18 protein-coding genes are annotated in these 20784 nt (G+C 73.2%); 11 read left to right on the top strand and 7 right to left on the bottom strand.

Annotation, left to right across the window (positions count from 1 at the left end; translation table 11 throughout):
• The first annotated feature begins 292 nt into the window (after positions 1-292).
• The 4 genes from ACFV6X_RS26050 (at position 293) to ACFV6X_RS26035 (ending at position 5054) form a co-directional block, all read left to right on the top strand.
• Positions 293-721, top strand: coding sequence for a DUF6643 family protein (locus ACFV6X_RS26050; RefSeq protein ID WP_385387281.1), 429 nt, complete (start codon positions 293-295; stop codon positions 719-721).
• Positions 722-763: 42 nt separating this feature from the next.
• Positions 764-1585 carry an MOSC domain-containing protein gene (locus ACFV6X_RS26045; RefSeq protein WP_385387279.1) on the top strand — a complete coding sequence of 274 codons (822 nt, stop codon included), beginning with the start codon at positions 764-766 and terminating at the stop codon, positions 1583-1585.
• 193 nt (positions 1586-1778) lie between these two features.
• The gene (locus ACFV6X_RS26040; RefSeq protein ID WP_385387277.1) at positions 1779-2381 is read left to right on the top strand and encodes a hypothetical protein; all 603 of its coding nucleotides are present in this window, start codon (positions 1779-1781) and stop codon (positions 2379-2381) included.
• A gap of 231 nt (positions 2382-2612) precedes the next feature.
• On the top strand, positions 2613-5054 hold the full coding sequence (locus ACFV6X_RS26035; protein ID WP_385387275.1) for a right-handed parallel beta-helix repeat-containing protein: 2442 nt from the start codon (positions 2613-2615) through the stop codon (positions 5052-5054).
• Here the strand turns inward: ACFV6X_RS26035 and ACFV6X_RS26030 are convergent.
• Positions 5047-7404: a hypothetical protein gene (locus tag ACFV6X_RS26030; protein ID WP_385387273.1), complete on the bottom strand. Its 2358-nt coding sequence runs from the start codon at positions 7402-7404 to the stop codon at positions 5047-5049. The genes ACFV6X_RS26035 and ACFV6X_RS26030 overlap by 8 nt on opposite strands.
• A 302-nt stretch (positions 7405-7706) precedes the next feature.
• Here ACFV6X_RS26030 and ACFV6X_RS26025 point away from each other — a divergent pair, with 302 nt between their 5' ends.
• Positions 7707-8537, top strand: a complete 831-nt coding sequence (locus ACFV6X_RS26025) for a DeoR/GlpR family DNA-binding transcription regulator (protein ID WP_385387271.1) — start codon at positions 7707-7709, stop codon at positions 8535-8537.
• An 82-nt stretch (positions 8538-8619) separates the two neighbouring features.
• Entirely contained in the window at positions 8620-9090 is a 471-nt protein-coding gene (locus ACFV6X_RS26020; protein ID WP_385387270.1) for an SRPBCC family protein, read from the top strand.
• A 338-nt stretch (positions 9091-9428) separates the two neighbouring features.
• On the opposite strand, the gene ACFV6X_RS26015 is transcribed toward ACFV6X_RS26020, so the two are convergent.
• Positions 9429-10553, bottom strand: coding sequence for a PLP-dependent cysteine synthase family protein (locus ACFV6X_RS26015; protein WP_385387268.1), 1125 nt, complete (start codon positions 10551-10553; stop codon positions 9429-9431).
• Between the two features lie 403 nt (positions 10554-10956).
• Here ACFV6X_RS26015 and ACFV6X_RS26010 point away from each other — a divergent pair, with 403 nt between their 5' ends.
• A complete protein-coding gene (locus tag ACFV6X_RS26010) occupies positions 10957-11280 on the top strand; it encodes a hypothetical protein (RefSeq protein WP_365443548.1) in 324 nt (107 codons plus the stop codon).
• A gap of 339 nt (positions 11281-11619) precedes the next feature.
• Positions 11620-12144 carry an ATP-binding protein gene (locus ACFV6X_RS26005; RefSeq protein WP_385387266.1) on the top strand — a complete coding sequence of 175 codons (525 nt, stop codon included), beginning with the start codon at positions 11620-11622 and terminating at the stop codon, positions 12142-12144.
• A 169-nt stretch (positions 12145-12313) separates the two neighbouring features.
• On the opposite strand, the gene ACFV6X_RS26000 is transcribed toward ACFV6X_RS26005, so the two are convergent.
• From ACFV6X_RS26000 to ACFV6X_RS25990, 3 genes are all read right to left on the bottom strand, one after another.
• Positions 12314-12604, bottom strand: coding sequence for an SHOCT domain-containing protein (locus ACFV6X_RS26000; RefSeq protein WP_385387264.1), 291 nt, complete (start codon positions 12602-12604; stop codon positions 12314-12316).
• Positions 12605-12800: 196 nt separating this feature from the next.
• Positions 12801-14045 (bottom strand): ROK family protein, encoded by a 1245-nt coding sequence (locus ACFV6X_RS25995; RefSeq protein ID WP_385387263.1) that lies wholly within the window; start codon positions 14043-14045, stop codon positions 12801-12803.
• Between the two features lie 42 nt (positions 14046-14087).
• The gene (locus ACFV6X_RS25990; protein WP_385387261.1) at positions 14088-14738 is read right to left on the bottom strand and encodes an alpha-ketoglutarate-dependent dioxygenase AlkB family protein; all 651 of its coding nucleotides are present in this window, start codon (positions 14736-14738) and stop codon (positions 14088-14090) included.
• 210 nt (positions 14739-14948) lie between these two features.
• Here ACFV6X_RS25990 and ACFV6X_RS25985 point away from each other — a divergent pair, with 210 nt between their 5' ends.
• On the top strand, positions 14949-16082 hold the full coding sequence (locus tag ACFV6X_RS25985; RefSeq protein WP_385387368.1) for a methyltransferase: 1134 nt from the start codon (positions 14949-14951) through the stop codon (positions 16080-16082).
• Here ACFV6X_RS25985 and ACFV6X_RS25980 read toward each other — a convergent pair.
• Complete coding sequence (locus ACFV6X_RS25980) at positions 16072-16932, bottom strand: class II fructose-bisphosphate aldolase (RefSeq protein ID WP_385387259.1); 861 nt, start codon at positions 16930-16932, stop codon at positions 16072-16074. The two genes, ACFV6X_RS25985 and ACFV6X_RS25980, sit on opposite strands and share 11 nt — an antisense overlap.
• Before the next feature lie 74 nt (positions 16933-17006).
• Positions 17007-17882: an SIS domain-containing protein gene (locus tag ACFV6X_RS25975; RefSeq protein WP_385387257.1), complete on the bottom strand. Its 876-nt coding sequence runs from the start codon at positions 17880-17882 to the stop codon at positions 17007-17009.
• A 128-nt stretch (positions 17883-18010) separates the two neighbouring features.
• On the opposite strand from ACFV6X_RS25975, the gene ACFV6X_RS25970 reads away from it, so the two are divergent.
• Complete coding sequence (locus tag ACFV6X_RS25970; protein WP_385387256.1) at positions 18011-18790, top strand: DeoR/GlpR family DNA-binding transcription regulator; 780 nt, start codon at positions 18011-18013, stop codon at positions 18788-18790.
• A 139-nt stretch (positions 18791-18929) separates the two neighbouring features.
• Positions 18930-20762: a glycoside hydrolase family 15 protein gene (locus tag ACFV6X_RS25965; protein ID WP_385387254.1), complete on the top strand. Its 1833-nt coding sequence runs from the start codon at positions 18930-18932 to the stop codon at positions 20760-20762.
• Positions 20763-20784 lie beyond the last annotated feature (22 nt).

Here is a 20784-nt window from a genome sequence, read left to right as displayed (position 1 = left end):
TCCGCCCCCATCAGCTGTCACCACGCCAGGTCTCGCGCCCCGGCATCCCGTCGCGTTCTTCGTCTCCCAACGTATTGCCCAGGACGCCGGACGCCCATGAGGAGTGCGAGAAGACGAGTGGTCAACCGCCGGTAACCCCCTGGGAACTGAGCTTTTACACGATCCGACCACCGTCTGGTGCCCTTTTTTCCCAAGTTCGCTCGCATTGGGGATCCCACGTCACCGCCGACACGGAAAACAACCCTCTTATCGGTCTCCCCAACCAGCACATCGTGGGCTTAACTTATGTGCCATGACCTCCCCCCGCTCCACCTATGGCGGCGGCTACTACTCCGCCTCCTTCCCGGACACCCCGATCTACGACTCGCTCGTCGCCGAACGGGGCACCCCGCAGATCGCCCCGATCCGGGTCCCCGCCGCGTACGACACCCCGGGCGGCCACCTGCCCGCCCTCCCGTCCGCGCTGCCCGCCCTCCCGGCGGCCCCCTCCCAGCCCGCGTACGGCTACCCGCAGGCGCAGCACCACGCTCCGCTGCAGCAGGCGCCGACGGCGTACATCCCGCAGCAGGCCGGCCCGCCGCGCGGTTATCCCGGCCCGCAGCAGCCGCGCCCCGCGGCGCCCGGCGGCACGGGTTACGAGGCGATGCGCCCGGCGGCTCCCCGGCCCAACCCGGCGCCGTACCAGGACCCGTACAACAACCAGCAGTACCGGGGTTACTGATCTCTCGGTGAGGCCGTCGGCGCCGACTGGCACGATGGCCTCATGGGGAACGCGGAGCTGCTGTCGATTCATGTCCATCCGGTCAAGGCGTTCCGGGGCCTGGCGCCCCGTGAGGCCGTCGTGGAGCCCTGGGGGCTGGCCGGGGACAGACGCTGGGTGCTGATCGACGACGGGGGAAAGGTCGTCACCCAACGTCAGCAACCGCGCCTCGCGCTGGCCGCCGCCGAGCTCGTGCCCGGCGGCGTCCGGCTGTGCGGCCCCGGCCTGGAGCCGCTGATCGTGCCCGTCCCGGAGGCGGCGGGCACGGTCACGCTGGACATCTTCGGCAACAAGGTGGAGGGGGTCCTCGCCGGCGAGTCCGCACACGCCTGGTGCAGCGCGTACCTCGGTGTGCCCGCGCGTCTGGTCCACATGGACGACCCGGCCACGCGCCGGCCGGTCGACCCGGACTACGCGCTGCCCGGCGAGACGGTCTCGTTCGCCGACGCCTGCCCGCTGCTGCTCACCTCGGCCGCCTCGCTCGACGCCCTGAACTCGCTGATCGCCGAGGACGGTCCGGCCGAGGAGGGCCCCCTGCCGATGAACCGGTTCCGGCCGAACGTGGTCGTCGGGGGCACCGCGCCCTGGGCCGAGGACCACTGGAGGGGCATCGCCGTCGGCGAGGTCGAGTTCCGTGTCGCCAAGATGTGCGGCCGGTGCGTCGTGACGACGACCGACCAGGACACCGCCGAGCGCGGCCGGGAGCCCCTGCGCACCCTCGGGCGGCACCGCCGGATCGGCGGCAGCCTGGTCTTCGGACAGCATCTCGTGCCCCGGTCCCTGGGCACGATCCGCGTCGGTGACCCGGTGCGCGTCCTCGAATGAGCGATGCCGCCGGGCAGTGCGGCCGGTCGGGAACCCGGTGGCGCGACCCGGGCGTTGGATTCTTCGTGAGGCGTTCGTGCGGCGTTCGTGAGGGGTCCGGGGCACAGGTGATGTCGCTCTCTCTTCGACCGGTACCGCGGGTGAACGGCTCCGCCGGGGGTTGTCATGGAGCGGGAAGGGGGGTGGGCGGAAGATGCGCGCTGTTCGCGGCCTGTGGCGCTGGCGGCACAATCCGCTGTGCCGCACGACCGATCTCATGGAGGCCTGGGTGGCACTGGCCGCCCTGCTGCTGATACTCCTCGTCGCGCCCGTGATCGGCACCCTCTCCGGATCCGCCGCCCAGGACGACCTGCGGCGGTCCGTCCGGGAGCAGGAGGAGTCCCGGCACCTGGTGACGGCCACGGTGGTCCGGGAGCTGGAGCGGTCCACACTCGCCGCCGACCCCGAGACGGCCGTGCGGGACAACAGGACGCGGGTGCAGGCCCACTGGACCGCCCCGGACGGCACCGGGCGCAGCGGTCCGGTCGTCGCCCGGCTCAAGGACCCCGAGCCGGGCGACCGGTTCGCGCTCTGGACCGACGAGCAGGGGCGCACGGTGGCCCGTCCGCTGGACCCCGCCACGGCGACGACCCACGCCGTGCTCGCCGGTGTCGGCGCGGCACTGCTGACCATGTGCCTGGCCGAGGGCGGCAGACGGCTCGTCGTGCGGCGCATGCTCCTCCGCCGGTACGCGCGTTGGGACCAGGCATGGGACCGGGCGGGCCCGGACTGGGGCAGGACCGGCACAGGCAGCTGACGGCCTTCCGGCTCCGGTCAACCCGGCGTCCGCGCGCACGCTACGGTGGACCGGCCGAAGCGAATTTCGGCATCGACCTGCGCGCGAGCTAGCTTCAGGGGCGCGCCGGTGTCGAGCGCGCGAGCGCGCGACGGCTTCAGCGGCCGGGCGCGATCGCGGGTCGGCACCGGCTGTGGTGCCCCGAGGGCGAACGAGCCATCAGTACGACCGAGGTGGGGGCACAGCAACGCCATGGCACAGGGCACGGTCCAGGTGACGCACGCCGGCACCTCGCGGTGGCGGCGCCGCACAGGTGAGTACGCCTCGCTCGCCGCCGCCCTGGAGGCCGCGGCCGACGGTGACGTCCTCACCGTCGCCCCGGGGACCTACCGGGAGAACCTCGTCGTCCAGCGGGCGGTGACCCTGCGCGGACCCGAGGGTTCCCCGGGCTCGGTGCGGATCGCGCCCGTCGACGGGGTGCCGCTCACCGTGCGCGCCTCCGCGGTGATCCAGGACCTGCACGTGGAGGGCCAGGACGCGGCGGCGCCCGCGCTGCTCGTCGAGGAGGGCACACCGGAGCTGACCGACGTCCGGGTCGTCACCCGGTCCGCCGCCGGCATCGAGGTGCGCGGCAGCGCCCGGCCGACCGTGCGGCGGTGCACCGTCGACAACCCGGCGGGCATCGGGATCGCCGTGGTCGACGGCGGCGCCGGGGTGTTCGAGGACTGCGAGGTCGTCGCCGCCGGGCAGGCCGGCGTGGCCGTGCGCGGGGGCGCGCATCCGCGTCTGGAGCGCTGCCGGGTGCACCACGCCGCCGGTTCGGGCCTCACCGCGACCGGGGAGAACTCCGCGCTGGAGGCGGTGGGTTGCGAGGTGTACGAGGTCCGCGGCAGCGGTGTGCAGATCACCGGCCGGGCCACGGCCCACCTCACCGACTGCGACGTCCACCGCACCACGGCCGACGGTGTCACCCTCGACACGGACGCCGTGCTCACCCTCGCCGACTGCCGTATCCACGACATCCCGGAGAACGCGGTCGACCTGCGCTCCCGCTCCGTCCTGACACTGACCCGCACCAGCGTGCGGCAGTTCGGACGCAACGGCCTGTCGGTGTGGGACCCGGGCACCCGCGTGGACGCCAACCAGTGCGAGATCTTCGACAGCACCGGCGACTACCCGGCGGTCTGGGTCAGCGACGGCGCCACGGCGGTGCTGGACTCCTGCCAGGTGCACGACGTGCCCGACGCGCTGTTCGTCCTCGACCGCGGCTCGCGCGTGGACGTCGTCGACAGCGACCTCTTCCAGGTGCGCAACACGGCCGTGTCGGTGAGCGACGGGGCGACGGCGCAGCTCGACGACTGCCGGATCAGGGACGCCGCGACCGGCGCGTGGTTCCGCGACCACGGCAGCGGCGGCACCCTCGGCAACTGCACGCTGGACGGCACCCAGACCGGCGTGATCGTCACCAAGGGCGCCGACCCCACCATCGAGCGGTGCACCGTCGACTCCCCCGCCGAGGCCGGGTTCTACGTCTCGGCCGGCGGCCGCGGCAGCTTCCTCGACTGCCGGGTGCGGGGCAGCGGCGGCTACGGCTTCCACGTGCTCGACGGCTGCCGTACGACGCTCCGCAAGTGCCGCACGGAGCGGTGCGCGCGTGGCGGTTACGAGTTCGCGGACGGCGGACCCGACACCGAGTCGGGCACGGGACCGGTCGTGGAGGACTGCACCAGCGACGAGAGCGCGGGACTGCGCACCCCCACGGCGCCCCCCGAGCCCGCCGTACAGAGCGCCGGTCAGACGCCGGGGCTGCTGGGCACGATCCCCGGCCAGCGCACGACCGAGCAGGAGCCGCTCGTCACCTCCGAGCAACCGAAGACACCTGCCCGGACCTCCAAGGCCGTCATGGGTGAACTGGACGCCCTGGTGGGCCTGGACAGCGTCAAGCGCGAGGTGCGGGCGCTCACCGACATGATCGAGGTGGGCCGGCGCCGGCAGCAGGCGGGCCTGAAGGCCGCGTCGGTCAAGCGGCACCTGGTCTTCACGGGCTCCCCCGGCACCGGCAAGACCACGGTCGCGCGGCTGTACGGCGAGATCCTCGCCTCGCTCGGGGTGCTGGACAAGGGCCACCTGGTCGAGGTGTCCCGTGTCGATCTGGTCGGCGAGCACATCGGCTCGACGGCCATCCGCACCCAGGAGGCGTTCGAACGGGCCCGGGGCGGCGTGCTCTTCATCGACGAGGCGTACGCGCTGTCCCCCGAGGACGCGGGCCGGGACTTCGGCAAGGAGGCCATCGACACGCTGGTGAAGCTGATGGAGGACCACCGGGACGCGGTCGTGGTGATCGTCGCGGGCTACACGGCCGAGATGGAGCGCTTCCTGTCCACCAACCCCGGGGTGGCGTCCCGCTTCTCACGCACCATCACCTTCAGCGACTACGGCCCCGAGGAGATGCTGCGGATCGTGGAGCAGCAGGCGGAGGAGCACGAGTACCGGCTGGCGCCGGGTGCCGCGGAGGCCCTGCTGAAGTACTTCACGGATATCCCGAAGGGCCCTGCGTTCGGCAACGGCCGGACCGCGCGGCAGACCTTCGAGGCGATGGTGGAACGCCACGCGAGCCGCGTCGCCCAGGTCGACGAGCCGAGCACGGACGAGTTGACCCTGCTGTACGCGGAGGATCTGCCCGACCTCACCTGAGCGTGGGCGGTCGGAGCGTGTCCCCGGGGCGCTGGCCCGGCAGCCCTGGGTGGAGCCGGTCGAGCAGGTGGCCACGCTCCCGGTCGAAGGTCGGGTCGGCCTGGTAGTCGGAGTGGCCGAGGATCGGGGCGGGCAGCGGATGGAGCTCACTGCGGGCGTGGGCCAGGGGATCCCGCATCGGCTCGCAGTCGACCTGCGGACCGTCGCCGTCGGACACCTGCACGGGGCCGCCGATCGGGTCGGTGAGCCGGTACAGGTTGCGCCAGCAGTCGACCTCCTCGTGCAGCGCGGCGAGCGAGGCCGGGCCGAAGTGGGCCGGGAACCAGCGGCCGTACAGGCGCTCCAGCGGTGAGCCGTACGTCAGCAGCGCGACCCGTCCGCGCACGGCCGGCGGCAACTGCCAGGCAGCGGCGGCGGCGAGGACGCTGCCCTGGGAGTGGCCCGAGATCACCAGCCGGCCGCCCGTCGTGCGGGTCCAGGTGGTGATCCGCCAGGTCAGGTCGGGCACCGCGCGCTCGGCGTAGCAGGGCGGTGCGAAGGGATGGGCGGCGCGCGGCCAGAAGGTGCCGACGTCCCACAGGACTCCGACGGTGCGCCGCGCGGACATGTCCTTGTAGGCGCGCCGGCCCAGGGTGACGAACAGTATGAAGCCGAAGCCGACCAGCCAGGAGCCGAGCGCCTGGGCGGTGTCCGCGGCGCCGTGGACGAACGGGTGGGTGTGCTGGGCGGCCGCGCTGGGGGTCTTGTCCGTCGCCATCGCGCCGACCAGCGCGGCCGTGCCGAGGATCAGGGAGACGGTGGAGACTGCCGCGATGAAGAGGGGGCCGCGGTCGGTGAGCGTGGCCATCGCGCGCGTGCGGGCGATCCGGCGGGTGCGGTCGGGGTCCGTGGCCTCTCCCGCGTAGTCCTCCTCCACGACGGCGCGTTCGGCGCGAGCCAGCCGCAGGGTGCGCCAGGCCTGCCCGCCGGCGAGCAGCAACAGGACCACGAGCAGGGGCGGGATCACCGACGCCTGCCAGGTCAGCACGACCGGCGGGCCGGGAAGGGAGGCCCGGGTGCCGTCCACCCAGTCGGCGACGCGTTGGGACACGCCGCCGGACATCACGCCGCCCAGCGCGCAGGCCAGCATCGCGACGGCGGGCCCGGCGAGGCCCCGCATCGCGGCGCGGGGGTCGGGGTCGCTGCGGTACAGCAGGTGGGCGACGACGGCGAGGACGATCACCAGCAGGCCCTGGGCCAGGGCGATGCCGCCGAAGGCCGCGTCGCCCGGCAGCCGGCCGCCCGACTCCCATGCCGGGCGGTCCCAGCAGGCGTAGGCCAGGGTGATGGCGAGCAGGACGAGGGTGGCGAGCGGCAGGTGCCGTACGAAGGTGGCGTCGATCTCCCGGTCGAGGTGCTTCTCGGTGCGGCCGCGCCGGCAGACCACCACGACCACCGCGACCGCGGCGAGGACGAGCGCCGCCTCCAGCACCCGGCCCACCGTCGCCAGGGCGGCCGGGCCGCCCGACTCGCGGTCGTACCGGGCGGCGGCCTGGACGACGGCGGCGGCGACCGTGAGCAGACCGGCGGCGGTGTGGGCGCCGCGCAGCCGCGCCACCAGGCGCCTGCCGTACCAGAAGCCGGGACGGCCGAGCGCGCTGCGGGCGGGGTCCTCGTCGGGTTCACGGACGAGCGGCTGCTCGGACTCGTACGCGCTCCAGGTGCGCCGGGAGAGGTACCAGAGCAGGCCGACGAGGGCGGCGGGCACCAGGGACGCGAGGGCCAGGCGGCGGCCCGGCGGGCTCCACCAGCCGTCGCCCGACGCGGTGGGCGACAGGAAGCCCAGCCAGGTGTGCCGTTCCGCGCACGCGCGCGTGCCCGCGCACTGCCAGGCCGTGAGGTCCAGGGCGACCTCGCACGCGGCCGCGGCCAGCAGCACGGTCAGGCTGAGCCCGACGAGACGCACCAGCAGCCCGTAGAGACGGATCGTGCGGGCGCGGTCGCGGGCCGAGGGACGCATCCAGTGGGCGAGGTTGGCCACCATGAACGGCAGTAACAGCAGCCACAGGGCTCGGGCGCCGTTCCCGGAGGTGAGGTTGCACCAGACGTACGCCTCGGGCACCGGGCGGCCGTCGGTGCCGGTCTCGTGGTCGGCGGGGCGGTTCTCCGCGTCCACGTCGTCGGCCCGGCGGAAGACGGCCGCCGTGTCGTCGCCGGAGACCCGCACGGTGCGCGGATCGTCCAGCATGTGCTCGGGCGTGGCGCCGCCCACGCCGTGGACCAGAAGTTCCAGGGTGGCCCCGGTTCCCGCCGGCCGTGCCGTGGGGCCCGTCGCCCCGGCGTCCAGGCCACTTTCCTGCGCGCTTTCCACTCTCCGCACTTCCCCCGTGTCTTCCGCACTTCCCCCGGGACGCGCCGTCGGCATGTCCATGCGGCACCAGGATCTCCCGTGGAGAGGCGTTGCACACCCCTCGTCACGGAATCTCCCCGATCCGTGTGAGGGGCGAGCAACGGATGAGACCGAGGTGACATGTGCGCGTCGGGCAACCGGTGGCGCGACTCGGGCCAAGCCGTGCGAATATGGGACGCCCACGCACCGGGGGCGCGAGAACGTCCTAGTGGGAGCAGGTGCGAGGGTGTGCAGGACGGCTTGAGGAAAGGACCGGAGCGTACGTGAGTGAGAATCAGAACCTCCTCGCGGAGCAGCGGCGCGCCCTGATCCTGGACGAGGTGCGGCGGCGCGGCGGCGTACGCGTCAACGAGCTGACCCGCAAGCTCGGCGTGTCCGACATGACCGTGCGCCGCGATCTGGACGCGCTGGCCCGCCAGGGCGTCCTGGAGAAGGTGCACGGCGGTGCGGTGCCGGTGCTGGAGGCGAGCACCCACGAGCCGGGCTTCGAGGCCAAGTCGGGTCTGGAGCTGAGCGCCAAGGAGGACATCGCGAAGGCCGCCGCCCAGCTGGTGGCTCCGGGTTCCGCGATCGCGCTGTCGGGCGGTACGACGACGTACGCGCTGGCGCATCATCTGCAGGAGGTCGCCGACCTCACCGTGGTCACGAACTCGGTGCGGGTGGCCGACGTCTTCCACGCGGCGCAACGTTCCTCGGGCCAGCGGCAGGGCGCCGCCACCGTCGTACTGACCGGCGGGGTGCGCACGCCCTCCGACTCCCTGGTGGGGCCGGTCGCCGACCAGGCCATCGCCACGCTCCACTTCGACGTGCTGTTCCTCGGCGTGCACGGGATATCGGCGGAGGCCGGTCTGTCGACGCCGAACCTCGCGGAGGCCGAGACCAACCGGCGCCTGGTGCAGTCGGCGCGGCGGGTCGTGGTGGTCGCCGACCACACCAAGTGGGGCACGGTGGGGCTGAGTTCGTTCGCGACGCTGGACCAGGTCGACACGCTGGTGACCGACTCCGGGCTGGCCGAGGAGGCGCGCGAGGAGATAGCGGAGCATCTGCGGCAGCTGATCGTGGCGGGTGAGGACGAGAGCGCCGACGAGCTCTGATCCCGTGCGCGGCGCAGACACGCGGCGGAGCGCCGACTAGGGTGAGCGGCCCTGTCCCTGCCCGACGCACAGGGGGTTCCGCATGGCGCGCCGACTGCTTCCGGTGGACGTCGACTTCGTCCGGTCCGCTCCGGTACGGCTGGTCTTCGTACGGCAGCTCGCCGCTTCCCCCGCGTCCGTCTTCCGCGCGCTGGCAGAGGACGTGACCGACTGGCCGCAGTGGTTCTCGGCGGTGACGCTGGCCCGGCCGGCCGGCGACGGGACCGGGCGGGAGATCAGGCTGCGGGGCGGTACGCGGTTCGCGGAGACGATCCTGGTGGCGAAGGGGCCCGAGGTGTACGCGTACCGCATCGACGAGACCAACGCCCCGGGCATCCGTGCGCTGGTCGAGGAGTGGCGGCTGACACCCGCCGGCACCGGTACGCGGGTGCAGTGGACGTTCGCGGCCGACGGACCGCCGCCCTTCCGCGCGGCGCTGAGGCTGGCGCGGCCGGGCTTGGGACGGGCGTTCCGCAACGCGGTGGCGGCACTGGACCGGCGGCTGACGCGGTAGGGAGCCTCGGCCGGACCGGACGCGCTGGACCGGCGGCCGGCGCGACAGGGCGCCTCGGCCGGACCGGCAGCGGCGACGGCGACAGCGACGGCCTGGGCGGTACACCTCAGTCCGGCCGGACGCCCGTGGCCGGCAGGGGGCCGAAGGCCGGGGGCACGGCCGCCGCGCTACGCCTCAGTCCAGGCCGGACACCCATGACCCGCAATGGGTCGAAGACCGCGGCGGCACGCCTTCCGGACCGGACACCGGTGGCCGGCGCGTCGAAGGCCGCGGGGCACGGCCGCCGCGCTACGCCTCAGTCCAGGCCGGACACCCATGACCCGCCGTGGCGGTACGCCTCACTCCGGCCAGACGCCCGTGGCCAGCAGTGATTCGATGGCCGCGCTGTACGGGGCGATGTCCAGGCCCTGATCGGCCAGCCAGACGTCCGAGTAGTACTTGTCGAGGTAGCGGTCGCCCGGGTCGCACAGCAGGGTGACGACGCTGCCGGTACGGCCCTCGTCGACCATCTCCGCGACGATCTTCAGAGCGCTCCACAGCCCGGTGCCCGTCGAGCCGCCCGCCTTGCGGCCGATGCCCTGCTCCAGGGCGCGGACGGCGGCGACGCTCGCCGCGTCCGGCACCTTCATCATCCGGTCGATCGCGCCGGGCACGAAGCTCGGTTCCATCCGGGGGCGCCCGATGCCCTCGATACGGGAGCCGCAGTCACACGTGACGTCCGGATCGCCGGTCGTCCAGCCTTCGAAGAAGCAGGAGTTGTCCGGGTCGGCGACGCAGACACGCGTGTCGTACTGCATGTAGTGCACGTAGCGCGCGATGGTCGCGGAGGTGCCGCCGGTGCCGGCCGTGGCGACGATCCACGCGGGCTCCGGGAACCGCTCCAACTCCAGCTGGCGAAAGATGGATTCGGCGATGTTGTTGTTCCCGCGCCAGTCCGTGGCCCGTTCCGCGTAGGTGAACTGGTCCATGTAGTGGCCGCCGGTCTCGGCCGCGAGGCGGGCGGATTCCTCGTACATCCTGCGGGAGTCGTCCACGAAGTGGCAGCGGCCGCCATGGAATTCGATCAGGCGGCACTTCTCGGCGCTCGTCGTGCGGGGCATCACCGCGATGAAGGGGACGCCGATCAGCTTCGCGAAGTACGCCTCGGAGACGGCCGTCGAGCCGCTGGACGCCTCGATCACCGGGCGGTCCGGACGGATCCAGCCGTTGCAGAGGCCGTAGAGGAACAGCGAGCGGGCGAGGCGGTGCTTGAGGCTGCCGGTGGGGTGGGTCGACTCGTCCTTGAGGTAGAGGTCTATGCCCCAGTGTTCCGGCAGCGGGAAGCGGAGGAGGTGCGTGTCGGCCGAGCGGTTGGCATCGGCCTGGACCTTGCGGACGGCGTCCTTCAGCCAGGCGCGGTAGGCGGAGTCGGTGCGGTCGACGTCGAGGGTGGCGCCGGTCCGGGTCTGCTGGGGGGTGGTCACGGCGGAACTCCTTAGGGCTGCGCGCCGACGGCGGGTCGCGCGGCCGACACACCGATCATAAGCAGCTTGCGCACGCTTCTCACCTGCATAAACGCATCTTTGGGGCACTCAAAGGGGGCCATGGGGGCGGGGCATCAGCGCGCCGCGGGCCGTCCGCCCGGGCATCTCCCCTCGGGCCGGCGTCATTCACCGCACCCGCGGCGGACCGTGACCGCACCCCACCCACGGCGGCCGGGAACGCCTCCCCGCCGACCGCGCCCGGGGGCGCATTCGCGTGAGTGCACCGGGTGGCCTATGCCTCGGTGACGTGCGCACTGGTGCGCGACTGCGGGGCCGTGCAGACTGCACCGGGTGGGACGGACACCCGGAAGAGGACCCGCGGGCGACGAGGGGGCGGGAGGGCATGGCGGAGCCGGAGTTCACGGCCTTGGGCGTGCGGATCGGGAAGGGCCTGCGCTCCCTCACCCGGGCCGGGCAGGTCCGGATCAGCGGCGGCCGGGTGGAACTGCTCACCAGCTACGGCAGCGAGATCGACAGCGCGCCGGTACAGGCCGTGCGGGCGTCGAAGCCGTGGTTCGCCTCAGGGGACCGCGCGCTGGCCGACCTCAACGGCAAGCGCTACGTGCTGACCCTGGGCGAGCAGGACCCCGCCCCCGGCGAGCCGGGGCCGCCTGCGGCACGCCGGTTCATCGAGGCCGTCCGCAGGGCGGCGGGGCGTGGCACCTGACGGGTGACGCAGGCACCGCGCCGAGGCGGACCAGCTCCTACGGGCGGCACCGGCCGGGACGAACCGGCTCCGACGGGCGGCGCGAGCCAGGGCGGACCGGCTCAGACGGGCGGCGCGCACCGAAGTGGCCGAGACCCAACCGTGCCACCCCCGTCCGGAACACCGCGAGTTGCGGCCCCACACCCCTTGCGCCACTCTGGTCTCACGTCACTCTGGGTTTACCGGCGATAACGCTGCGAACCAGCCCGCCGGACACGACAGCAGGCGGCCGTTTTCACGCAGGCGCTGCTGGATCCGAACTCCGTGTTCTTCCGGACCTCACGTCGGGGAGTCGCAGCCGTGATCAGTCACCCAAGCAGGCACTGCACGGTGGAGCTCCAAGCCCTGCCGTCGCGGATCGGCCAGGTCCGCAGAATCGTATCTGCGCAGTTGCGCTACTGGCATCTGGATCCCCTGATAGACCGAGCGGCGCTCGGTGTGACGGAGTTGCTCTCCAACGTCCACCGGCATGCGCAACCCGACAAGACATGCACCGTCGAGATCGAGCTCCTGCTCGACCGGCTCACCGTGTCGGTGCACGACCGCGACCCCCGTCTGCCCGTCGTGGCCGACGCGGATCCGCTGGCCACCTGCGGACGCGGGCTCGCCATGGTGGCGGCGCTGAGCGAGAGCTGGGGCGTTCGGCCGGACGGCGACAACGGGAAGATCGTGTGGTTCACGCTGCCCACGACGGCCCCCGCCATGAAGGCACCGCCGCACCCGGCCCGCCGTACGGTCACGGAACCGGTGCGCCGGTTCGCGGAGGTCGAGCCTGTCGGCCGCGCGCCCGAACACACTCCCGCCCGGTCGGCCGTTGCCGGCTGACCGGGCGGTGAGCGAGTCACGCGGGACGCGCTGAACGGCGTCGCTCCGTGGCACCGTCCCGCCGTACGTCGCGCCGGGCCGGACACTCACCCCGTCCGGGCCCGCACGGCCGCGCCCCCGGAGCCGTGCGGGCGGACGGCGTTCTGAACGGCGGCACGGATCGAGGTGGTCACGCTGCTCCGCCCTTGCCGGTGCGGCCGAACTGCTCGTCCAGGACGCACAGTCGGCGCCAGTACTCGTCCTCGTCGATCTCGCCGGAGGCGAAGCGCCGGCCGATGATGGCGATGGGCGAGTCGCCGGTCGGGCGGCCGTCGTCCGTCGCGCGCCACGGCGCCCGGCGGCCGCGCCCCAGGGTGCGACGCACCATGGTGACGAACCCGAGGATCACGGCGGCCCAGATCAGCGGGAAGAGCGGGATCCACGGGCCGGGGCCGCCGTCCCAGTGTGCGAGGGTCTGCATCGCGAGTCATCTCCAGTCGTCTCGGCGGTCGTTCGTCGACGCCTCCGAGACTCGCGCGCCAGGGGGGTCCGGGTCGTCGTGCGGCCGGCGGCAGTGTGGGTACCCCGCGGGGAGTGGATGAGCGTCCGGCGGCTGCTTCCGCACGGCGTCGGGCGGGGCCTGGCAGGGTGGCGCCCCGCCGCTGCGACCGGCCGGTCTAGGCCTCGGCCAGGGCTCCCAGCGGATCGTCCAGTACCGGCTGCCACGCCAACTCGGCGGCTCCCACGAGGCTGTTGTGGTCCAGGGAACAGGCGAGGATCGGCACCCCCCCGCTCTGGCCCCACAGGCTGCGATCGGCGACCACCGCCCGCAGCCGCTCGGGGTCGGCGTCGAGGAGGGTGCGGTGCAGGCCGCCCAGGATGATCCGGTCGGGGTTGAGGATGTTCACCAGACCGGCGAGACCCAGTCCCAGCCGGTCGATGAGGGCCTCGGTGGCCGTGCGGACGGCGGGATCCGTGTACTCGTGCCGGATCAGGTCGTCGGCCTGCTTCAGCAGGGACACCTCGGGGCCGGGTTCGAGGCCGGCCGTGGTGAGGAAGGCGAGCGGGTCGGCCTCGACGTCGAGGCAGCCGCGGCTGCCGCAGTGGCAGGGGCGGCCCTCGGGGTTGACGGTGAGGTGCCCGACCTCCAGCGCCAGGCCCGAACTGCCGGTGTGCAGCCGCCCGTCGAGCACCAGCGCGCCGCCGACGCCGCGGTGCCCGGTGGCCACGCACAGCAGATCGCGGGAGCCCCGCCCGGCGCCGTGCCGGTGCTCGGCGAGCGCGGCGAGGTTGACGTCGTTGGCCGCGAACGCGGGGCCGGTGATCCCGGCCGCGCGCACGCACTCGGCGAAGATCTCCCGCACCGGCGCTCCCGCCGGCCACGCCAGATGCAGCGGATTCAGCGCCAGCCCCGCCGGCTCGGCGACCGCCGACGGTACGGCGAGCCCGGCGCCCACGCACCGCCGGCCGGTCTCGCGCAGCAGCTCGGCGCCCGCCTCCACCACCGAGCCCAGCACCTTCGCCGGGTCGGCGTCGACGGTCTCGCAGCCGGGCGCGGTGGCGACGATCCGCCCACCGAGACCGACCAGCGCGGCCCGGAAGCCGTCGGCGTGCACCTGTGCGGCGAGGGCCACGGGGCCGTCCTCGGCGAGGTCCAGCCGGTGCGAGGGGCGGCCCTGGGATCCGGCGGCGGCGCCGGGGCGGGCGTCGACGCGGATCAGGCCCAGCGCCTCCAGTTCCGCGGCGACCGCGCCGGCCGTCGCGCGGGTGACGCCGAGTTCGGCGGTGAGGACGGCGCGGGTCGGGGCGCGCCCGGTGTGCACGAGCTCCAGCGCGGGCCCGAGCGCTCCTCGCCCCCGGTCCAGCCGCGTTCTCGAGGTGGTCCCTTCCCCCGCCGTCCGGGGGTCCGCCTTGCCACTCATGAGGGCGAGTCTCCCATGATCCGCTGCTGCGCCGGCGGTGGCCTAGAAGCCGCTCACGCGCAGGGTCACGTTCAGCCGCCCGGTCAGCCCCAGCACGCCGGGCGCCGTCCCCGGGCGTACCCGGGGCACTCCGTGGTGGGCGAGCCGTGACGGTCCTCCGAACACGAACAGGTCGCCGCTGCGCAGCTCGACGTCGGTGTACGGGTTCGTCCGGGTCTCGGTGTTGCCGAAACGGAAGACGCAGGTGTCGCCGAGGCTCAGGGACACCACCGGCGCGTCGGACCTCTCGTCGCTGTCGCGGTGCATGCCCATGCGGGCGTCGCCGTCGTAGAAGTTGATCAGCGCGATGTCGTACGCGGCTCCGGTCGCCGACTTCGTGCCGAGCGCCTCGGTCACCGCGCGCCGGCCCAGGTCGCCGAGCCATGCCGGGAAGGGCTTGACCGGGGAACCGTCGCCGTCGGCGACCGTGCGGGCGTAGGCGTACGGGTACCAGTGCCAGCCCAGGCAGACCTGCCGGGCGGTCATGGTGCCGCCGCCCGGGGTGCGGACCGTGCGCAGCCCCGCGGGCGGCCGCGCCCACTCCCGGCAGGCGCGCAGCAGCTCACGCTGGGCGTCCTCGTCCAGCCAGTCCGGCACGTGCACCGCGCCGGGCGCGACCTCCGTGCGCTCCCGGGGGAACAGTTCGGCGTCCATGCCCTCCATCCTCGCGCACCGGCCATGAGCTGCGGCGGCCGTGAGCTGGCGGCGGCCAGGGCCCGTCCGGCGGATCAGGCCGCGGACGCGGGGGCCGGCACCAGCTCGTCGTGCCGGCCCCCGCTCACCTACCTCGATGAGGCATCGCAGACTCCCCGCGACCTGACCCGCCGGACAGGCCCTAGCCTGGACGACACCATGAACGACCGTATGACGACGCCCTGGGGCGAGCTCGCGCTGGCCCGTTTTCCCGAGGACCCACGTGACCGCCTGCGCGCGTGGGACGCCTCGGACGAGTATCTGCTCAGGCACCTCGCGGACCAGGACGTCCCGCTGTCGGGCACGGTCGTGGTGGTCGGGGACCGCTGGGGCGCGCTGGTGACGGCGCTCGCGCGGCACGCTCCGGTGCAGATCACCGACTCGTACCTCTCCCAGGAGGCCACCCGGGCCAACCTCGCCCGCGCCGGCGTCGAGCCGGGCACGGTGTCGCTGCTCACGACGCAGGACCCGCCGCCCGAGCGGGTCGACGTGCTCCTCGTACGCGTCCCGAAGAGCCTGGCGCTCCTGGAGGACCAGCTGCTGCGACTGGCGCCCGCCGTGCACGAGGGCACGGTCGTCGTCGGCACCGGCATGGTGAAGGAGATCCACACCTCGACGCTGGACCTGTTCGAGCGGATCCTCGGCCCGACCCGTACGTCGCTCGCGGAGAAGAAGGCCCGGCTGATCCTGTGCACGCCGGATCCGTCGCGCGAGCGGCCCGCGAACCCGTGGCCGTACCGCTACGCGCTGCCCGAGGGCGTCGGCCCGGTGTCCGGGCACACGGTCGTCAACCACGCGGGCGTGTTCTGCGCGGACCGGCTCGACATCGGTACGCGGTTCTTCCTCGCCCATCTGCCGCGGACCGGCGGGGCGGCCCGGGTGGTGGACCTCGGGTGCGGCAACGGTGTCGTCGGTACGGCGGTGGCGCTGGCCGACCCGGCCGCCGAGGTGCTGTTCGTGGACGAGTCGTTCCAGGCCGTGGCGTCGGCGGAGGCGACGTACAAGGCGAACGGGGTGCCCGGGCATGCCGAGTTCCGGGTCGGCGACGGGCTGGCCGCAGTGGCGCCCGGCAGCGTCGATCTGGTGCTGAACAATCCGCCGTTCCACTCGCACCAGGCGACGACCGACGCGACCGCGTGGCGGATGTTCACGGGCGCGCGGCGGGCGTTGCGGCCGGGCGGTGAGCTGTGGGTGATCGGCAACCGGCATCTCGGGTACCACCTGAAGCTGCGGCGGCTGTTCGGGAACAGCCACCTCGTGGCGAGCGACCCGAAGTTCGTGGTGCTGAAGGCCGTCAAGCGGTAGGCCCTGCGAGCGTACGCAGGATCGCCGCGACCGTCCGCACCATCGCCTCCCGGCCCACGCCGAGGTACTTGCGCGAGTCGACGGCCTCCGGATGCGCGGCGAGGAACTCCCTGACGGCGCCGGTCATGGCGATGTTGAGGGCGGTGCCGACGTTGACCTTGGTGATGCCGCCCGCGACGGCCGCCGTCAGCTCGCCGTCCGGGACTCCGGAGGAGCCGTGCAGGACGAGGGGGACGTCCAGGCTGCCGGAGAGGCGTTTGAGGAGGGTGTGGTCGAGGGTGGCCGTGCGGGTCGTCATGGCGTGGCTGCTGCCGATGGCGACGGCCAGCGCGTCCACCCCCGTGTCGGCGACGAAGGCGCGGGCCTGGGCGGGGTCGGTACGGGCGCCGGGCGCGTGGGCGTCCAGCGGCGGCCGGCCGTCCTTGCCGCCGACCTGGCCCAGCTCGGCCTCGATCCACAGCCCTTGGGCGTGCGCCCAGTCGGCGGCGGCGCGGGTCGCGGCGAGGTTCTCGGCGTAGGGCAGACGCGCGGAGTCGTACATGACGGAGCTGAATCCCGCGTCCGGTGCCTGGCGCAGCAGGCTGTCGCTCTGGATGTGGTCGAGGTGCAACGCGACGGGCACGGCGGCGCGTTCGGCGGCGGTGACGGCGGCGCGGGCCAGCGGGAGCAGCCGGCCGTAGCGGAAGGTGACGGCGTTCTCGCTGATCTGGAGCACGACCGGGCTCGCGGTGGTCTCGGCGCCGGCGACGACGGCCTCGATGTGTTCCAGCGTGATGATGTTGAAGGCGGCGACGGCGGAGTGGGCGCCGGCGGCGCGCGTGACGAGCTCGCCGGTGGTCACGAGGGGCACGGCTTCTCCTTGCTGGCGCTGCTCGGAGGATCACGCGGGTAAGGGGCGGGGCGGCCCCTCCTTGCGGGCGCGTCTCAGAGGATCACCGAGCGGGTGAGGTGGCGGGGCCGGTCGGGGTCGAGGCCGCGGGCCGTCGCCACGGCCACGGCGAGGCGCTGGGCGCGGATCAGTTCGGCCAGGGGGTCGAGGCCGCTCGGCACCCACTGTCCGCCGGTGGCCCGCACCTGCTCGGCGAGGCCTTCCGGCGCGGGTCCGAGCATCCAGGTCGCGGTGCCCTCGGTGGTGATGCTGAGGGGGCCGTGCCGGTACTCCATCGCGGGGTAGGACTCGGTCCACGCCTGGGCCGCCTCGCGCATCTTCAGCGCGGCCTCGTGGGCGAGCCCCACGGTCCAGCCGGTGCCGAGGAAGGTGAACTGGCCGCGCTCCACGAGCCCTTGTGGCAGCTCGGCGTCGAGTGCGGTGCGGGCGTCCGGGACGACTGCGTCGGTGTGCAGGCCGAGGTGGGCGCGGAGCAGGGTGAGCGCGGTGGTGGCGAAGCGGGTCTGCACGACCGACCGTTCGTCGGCGAAGTCGAGGAGGACGACGTCGTCGGCCGCCTCCATGACGGGCGTGTGCGGGTCGGCGGTGATCGCCGAGGTGCGGGTGCGTCCGTTCACCTTGCTCAGGAGGTCGAGCACCTCGGTGGTGGTGCCGGAGCGGGTCAGGGCGAGGACACGGTCGTAGCCGCGGCCGTACGGGAACTCCGAGGCGGCGAAGGCGTCCGTCTCGCCCTGGCCGGCCTCCTCGCGCAGCGTCGCGACGGACTGCGCCATGAAGTACGAGGTGCCGCATCCGACGATCGCGACCCGCTCTCCCGCGCCCGGCAGCGCCGCGCGGTGCTCCGGCGCGAGTGCGGCGGCCCGGGTCCAGCACTCGGGCTGGCTGCGCAGCTCGTCCTCGACATGCGTCATGCCGTACCCCTCCCTGCGTACTGATTGTTGCTGCAAGATACAGCGCCTTTTCGAGCAGAATCAAGCATTCTGCTGATCGGGGGCTGCGCTAGGGTCTCGGGTACCGAGGAACGTGCAGGGAGGTGCGGATGTCGCGGGACGCCCGCTGGAAGGCGCTGCTGGAACTGCTCGTCGAGCGCGGCCGGCTGGACGTCGAGGAGGCCGCCGCCGAACTGGAGGTGTCGGCCGCGACGATCCGCCGGGACTTCGACCGGCTCGCCGAGCAGCAGATGCTGGTCCGCACCCGGGGTGGCGCGGTCGTGCACGGAGTCTCGTACGAGCTGCCACTGCGCTACAAGACCGCCCGCCGCGCCTCCGAGAAGCAGCGCATCGCCCAGGCGGTCGCCGACCTGATCGCGCCCGGCGAGGCGGTCGGGCTGACCGGCGGCACGACCACCACCGAGGTGGCGCGGGCCCTGGCCGTGCGCGGCGACCTCGCCGCCGGCACGCCCGCGCTGACCGTCGTCACCAACGCGCTGAACATCGCCAACGAGCTGGCCGTGCGTCCACAGTTCAAGATCGTGGTCACGGGCGGGGTCGCGCGGGCCCAGTCGTACGAGCTCATCGGGCCGCTCGCGGACGGCGTGCTGAGCCAGATCACGCTGGACGTGGCGGTACTCGGGGTCGTCGGCCTGCACGTCGCGGACGGAGCGGCTGCGCACGACGAGGCGGAGGCCGCGATCAACCGGCTGCTGTGTGAGCGCGCCGAGCGGGTGATCGTGGCGGCCGACTCCAGCAAGCTGGGGCGGCGCGCCTTCGCCCGGATCTGCGGCACCGAGCTGGTGGACACGCTGGTCACGGACACGGCGGTGGACGCGGAGACGGTGCGGCGCTTCGAGGAGGTGGGGGTGACGGTCGTGGCGGTCTGAACACCCGCTCACCCCTGCCCGGCAGGCACCCACCCGGCACCCATGTCCGATCCATCCGGTACGCCCATCTCGTCCCGCCACCCTGTTCGATCGCGCCTAAGCTGGAAAGGCGCTGTACGGGCGGTTCTGGGAGGCGGCGATGGACGGAACATCAAGCGACGCGGCGCCCGGTCGCGGCAGGTATCTGCCGATCTCCGAGCACGGGCTGATCGGCGATCTGCGCAGCGTCGCCCTGGTGGGCTCCAACGGCACGATCGACTGGTACTGCTGTTCGGCGTTCGACGCGCCCAGCGTGTTCGCGTCGATCCTGGACAAGGAGCGCGGCGGCTGCTTCGAACTGGCGGCGTCCGTGCCCGCGCGGACCAAGCAGTTCTACTTCCCCGACACCAACGTCCTCATCACCCGCTTCTTCACCGAGGACGGCGTCGGCGAGGTGCAGGACTTCATGCCGATCACCGGCGAGTCCGCCGAGGCGGAGCGGCACCGGCTGATCCGGCGGGTGCTGTGCGTCCGCGGTGCCATCCCGTTCCACGCGCGGGTGGCCCCGCGCTTCGACTACGGCACCAAGCCGCACACCCTGCGCATGGTGTCGGACGTGGCGGTGTTCGAGTCCGCCGACCTGTCGCTCGGCCTCACCTCCACGGTGCCCCTGGACGCCGCCGGTCTCGACGCCCACGCCGACTTCAAGCTCTCCGAGGGCGAGTCGGCGGTGTTCGCGCTGGACCAGGTCGGCGACGAAGTGGCCCCGCGCTGCTGCCCGAGCCAGGAGGCGGAGCAGCAGTTCTCGGCGACGGTGGCGTACTGGCGGCGCTGGCTGTCCGCCTCCAAGTACCGCGGCCGCTGGCGGGAGATGGTGCACCGCTCCGCGCTCACGCTGAAGCTGCTCACCTACGCGCCCACCGGCGCGATCGTGGCCGCGCCGACCACCAGCCTGCCCGAACAATCGGGCGGCGAACGCAACTGGGACTACCGGTACGTCTGGGTACGCGACGCCGCCTTCTGCGTGTACGCCCTGCTGCGGCTGGGCTTCACCGGTGAGGCGGACGCGTTCATGAAGTTCGTGACCCGGCACATCACCCCGGGCGACGGCAAGCCGTCGGGGCCGCTCCAGATCATGTACGGCATCGACGGCCGCACCGACCTGCCCGAGCGCGAACTCGACCATCTGGAGGGGCACGAGGGCTCGACCCCGGTGCGGATCGGCAACGCCGCCGCCGACCAGCTCCAGCTCGACATCTACGGTGCGCTGATCGACTCCATCTACCTGTACGACAAATGGGCGCGGCCGATCTCCAGCGCCCAGTGGGACGACGTGTGCGCGCTGGTCGACTGGGTCTGCGAGCACTGGCACCAGCCGGACGAGGGCATCTGGGAGACCCGCGGCGGCCGCAAGAGCTTCCTGTACTCGCGGCTGATGTGCTGGGTGGCGATCGAGCGGGCCATCCGGATGGCCAACCGGCGCGGCCTGCCCGCCGACATCGTGCGGTGGCGGGACGTCCGCGACACGATCTACCGGCGGATCATGAGCGAGGGCTGGTCCGAGCGGCGTCAGGCCTTCGTCCAGCACGAGGACGACGAGGTGCTGGACGCGGCGGTGCTGATGATGCCGCTGTCGAAGTTCATCGCGCCCACCGACCCCAAGTGGCTGTCCACCCTGGACGCCCTCACCCAGGACCTGGTGTCCGACTCGCTGGTCTACCGCTACGACCCACGGGCCAGCCCCGACGGGCTGCGCGGCGACGAGGGCACGTTCTCGATCTGCTCGTTCTGGTACGTCGAGGCGTTGGTGCGCGCCGGGCGGGTGGAGGAGGCACGGCTGGCGTTCGAGAAGATGCTCACCTACGCCAACCATCTCGGCCTGTACGCCGAGGAGATCAGCCACACCGGCCAGCAGCAGGGCAACTTCCCGCAGGCGTTCACCCATCTCGCGCTGATCAGCGCCGCGTTCAACCTGGACAAGGCCCTCGGCTGACCGGCCGACCGCGAAGGCCGGC

Source organism: Streptomyces sp. NPDC059861 (assembly GCF_042731435.1).
Classification (GTDB): Bacteria; Actinomycetota; Actinomycetes; order Streptomycetales; family Streptomycetaceae; genus Streptomyces.
The sequence above is the reverse complement of the archived record's forward strand: the minus strand, read 5'-3'. Positions and strand labels throughout refer to the sequence as shown.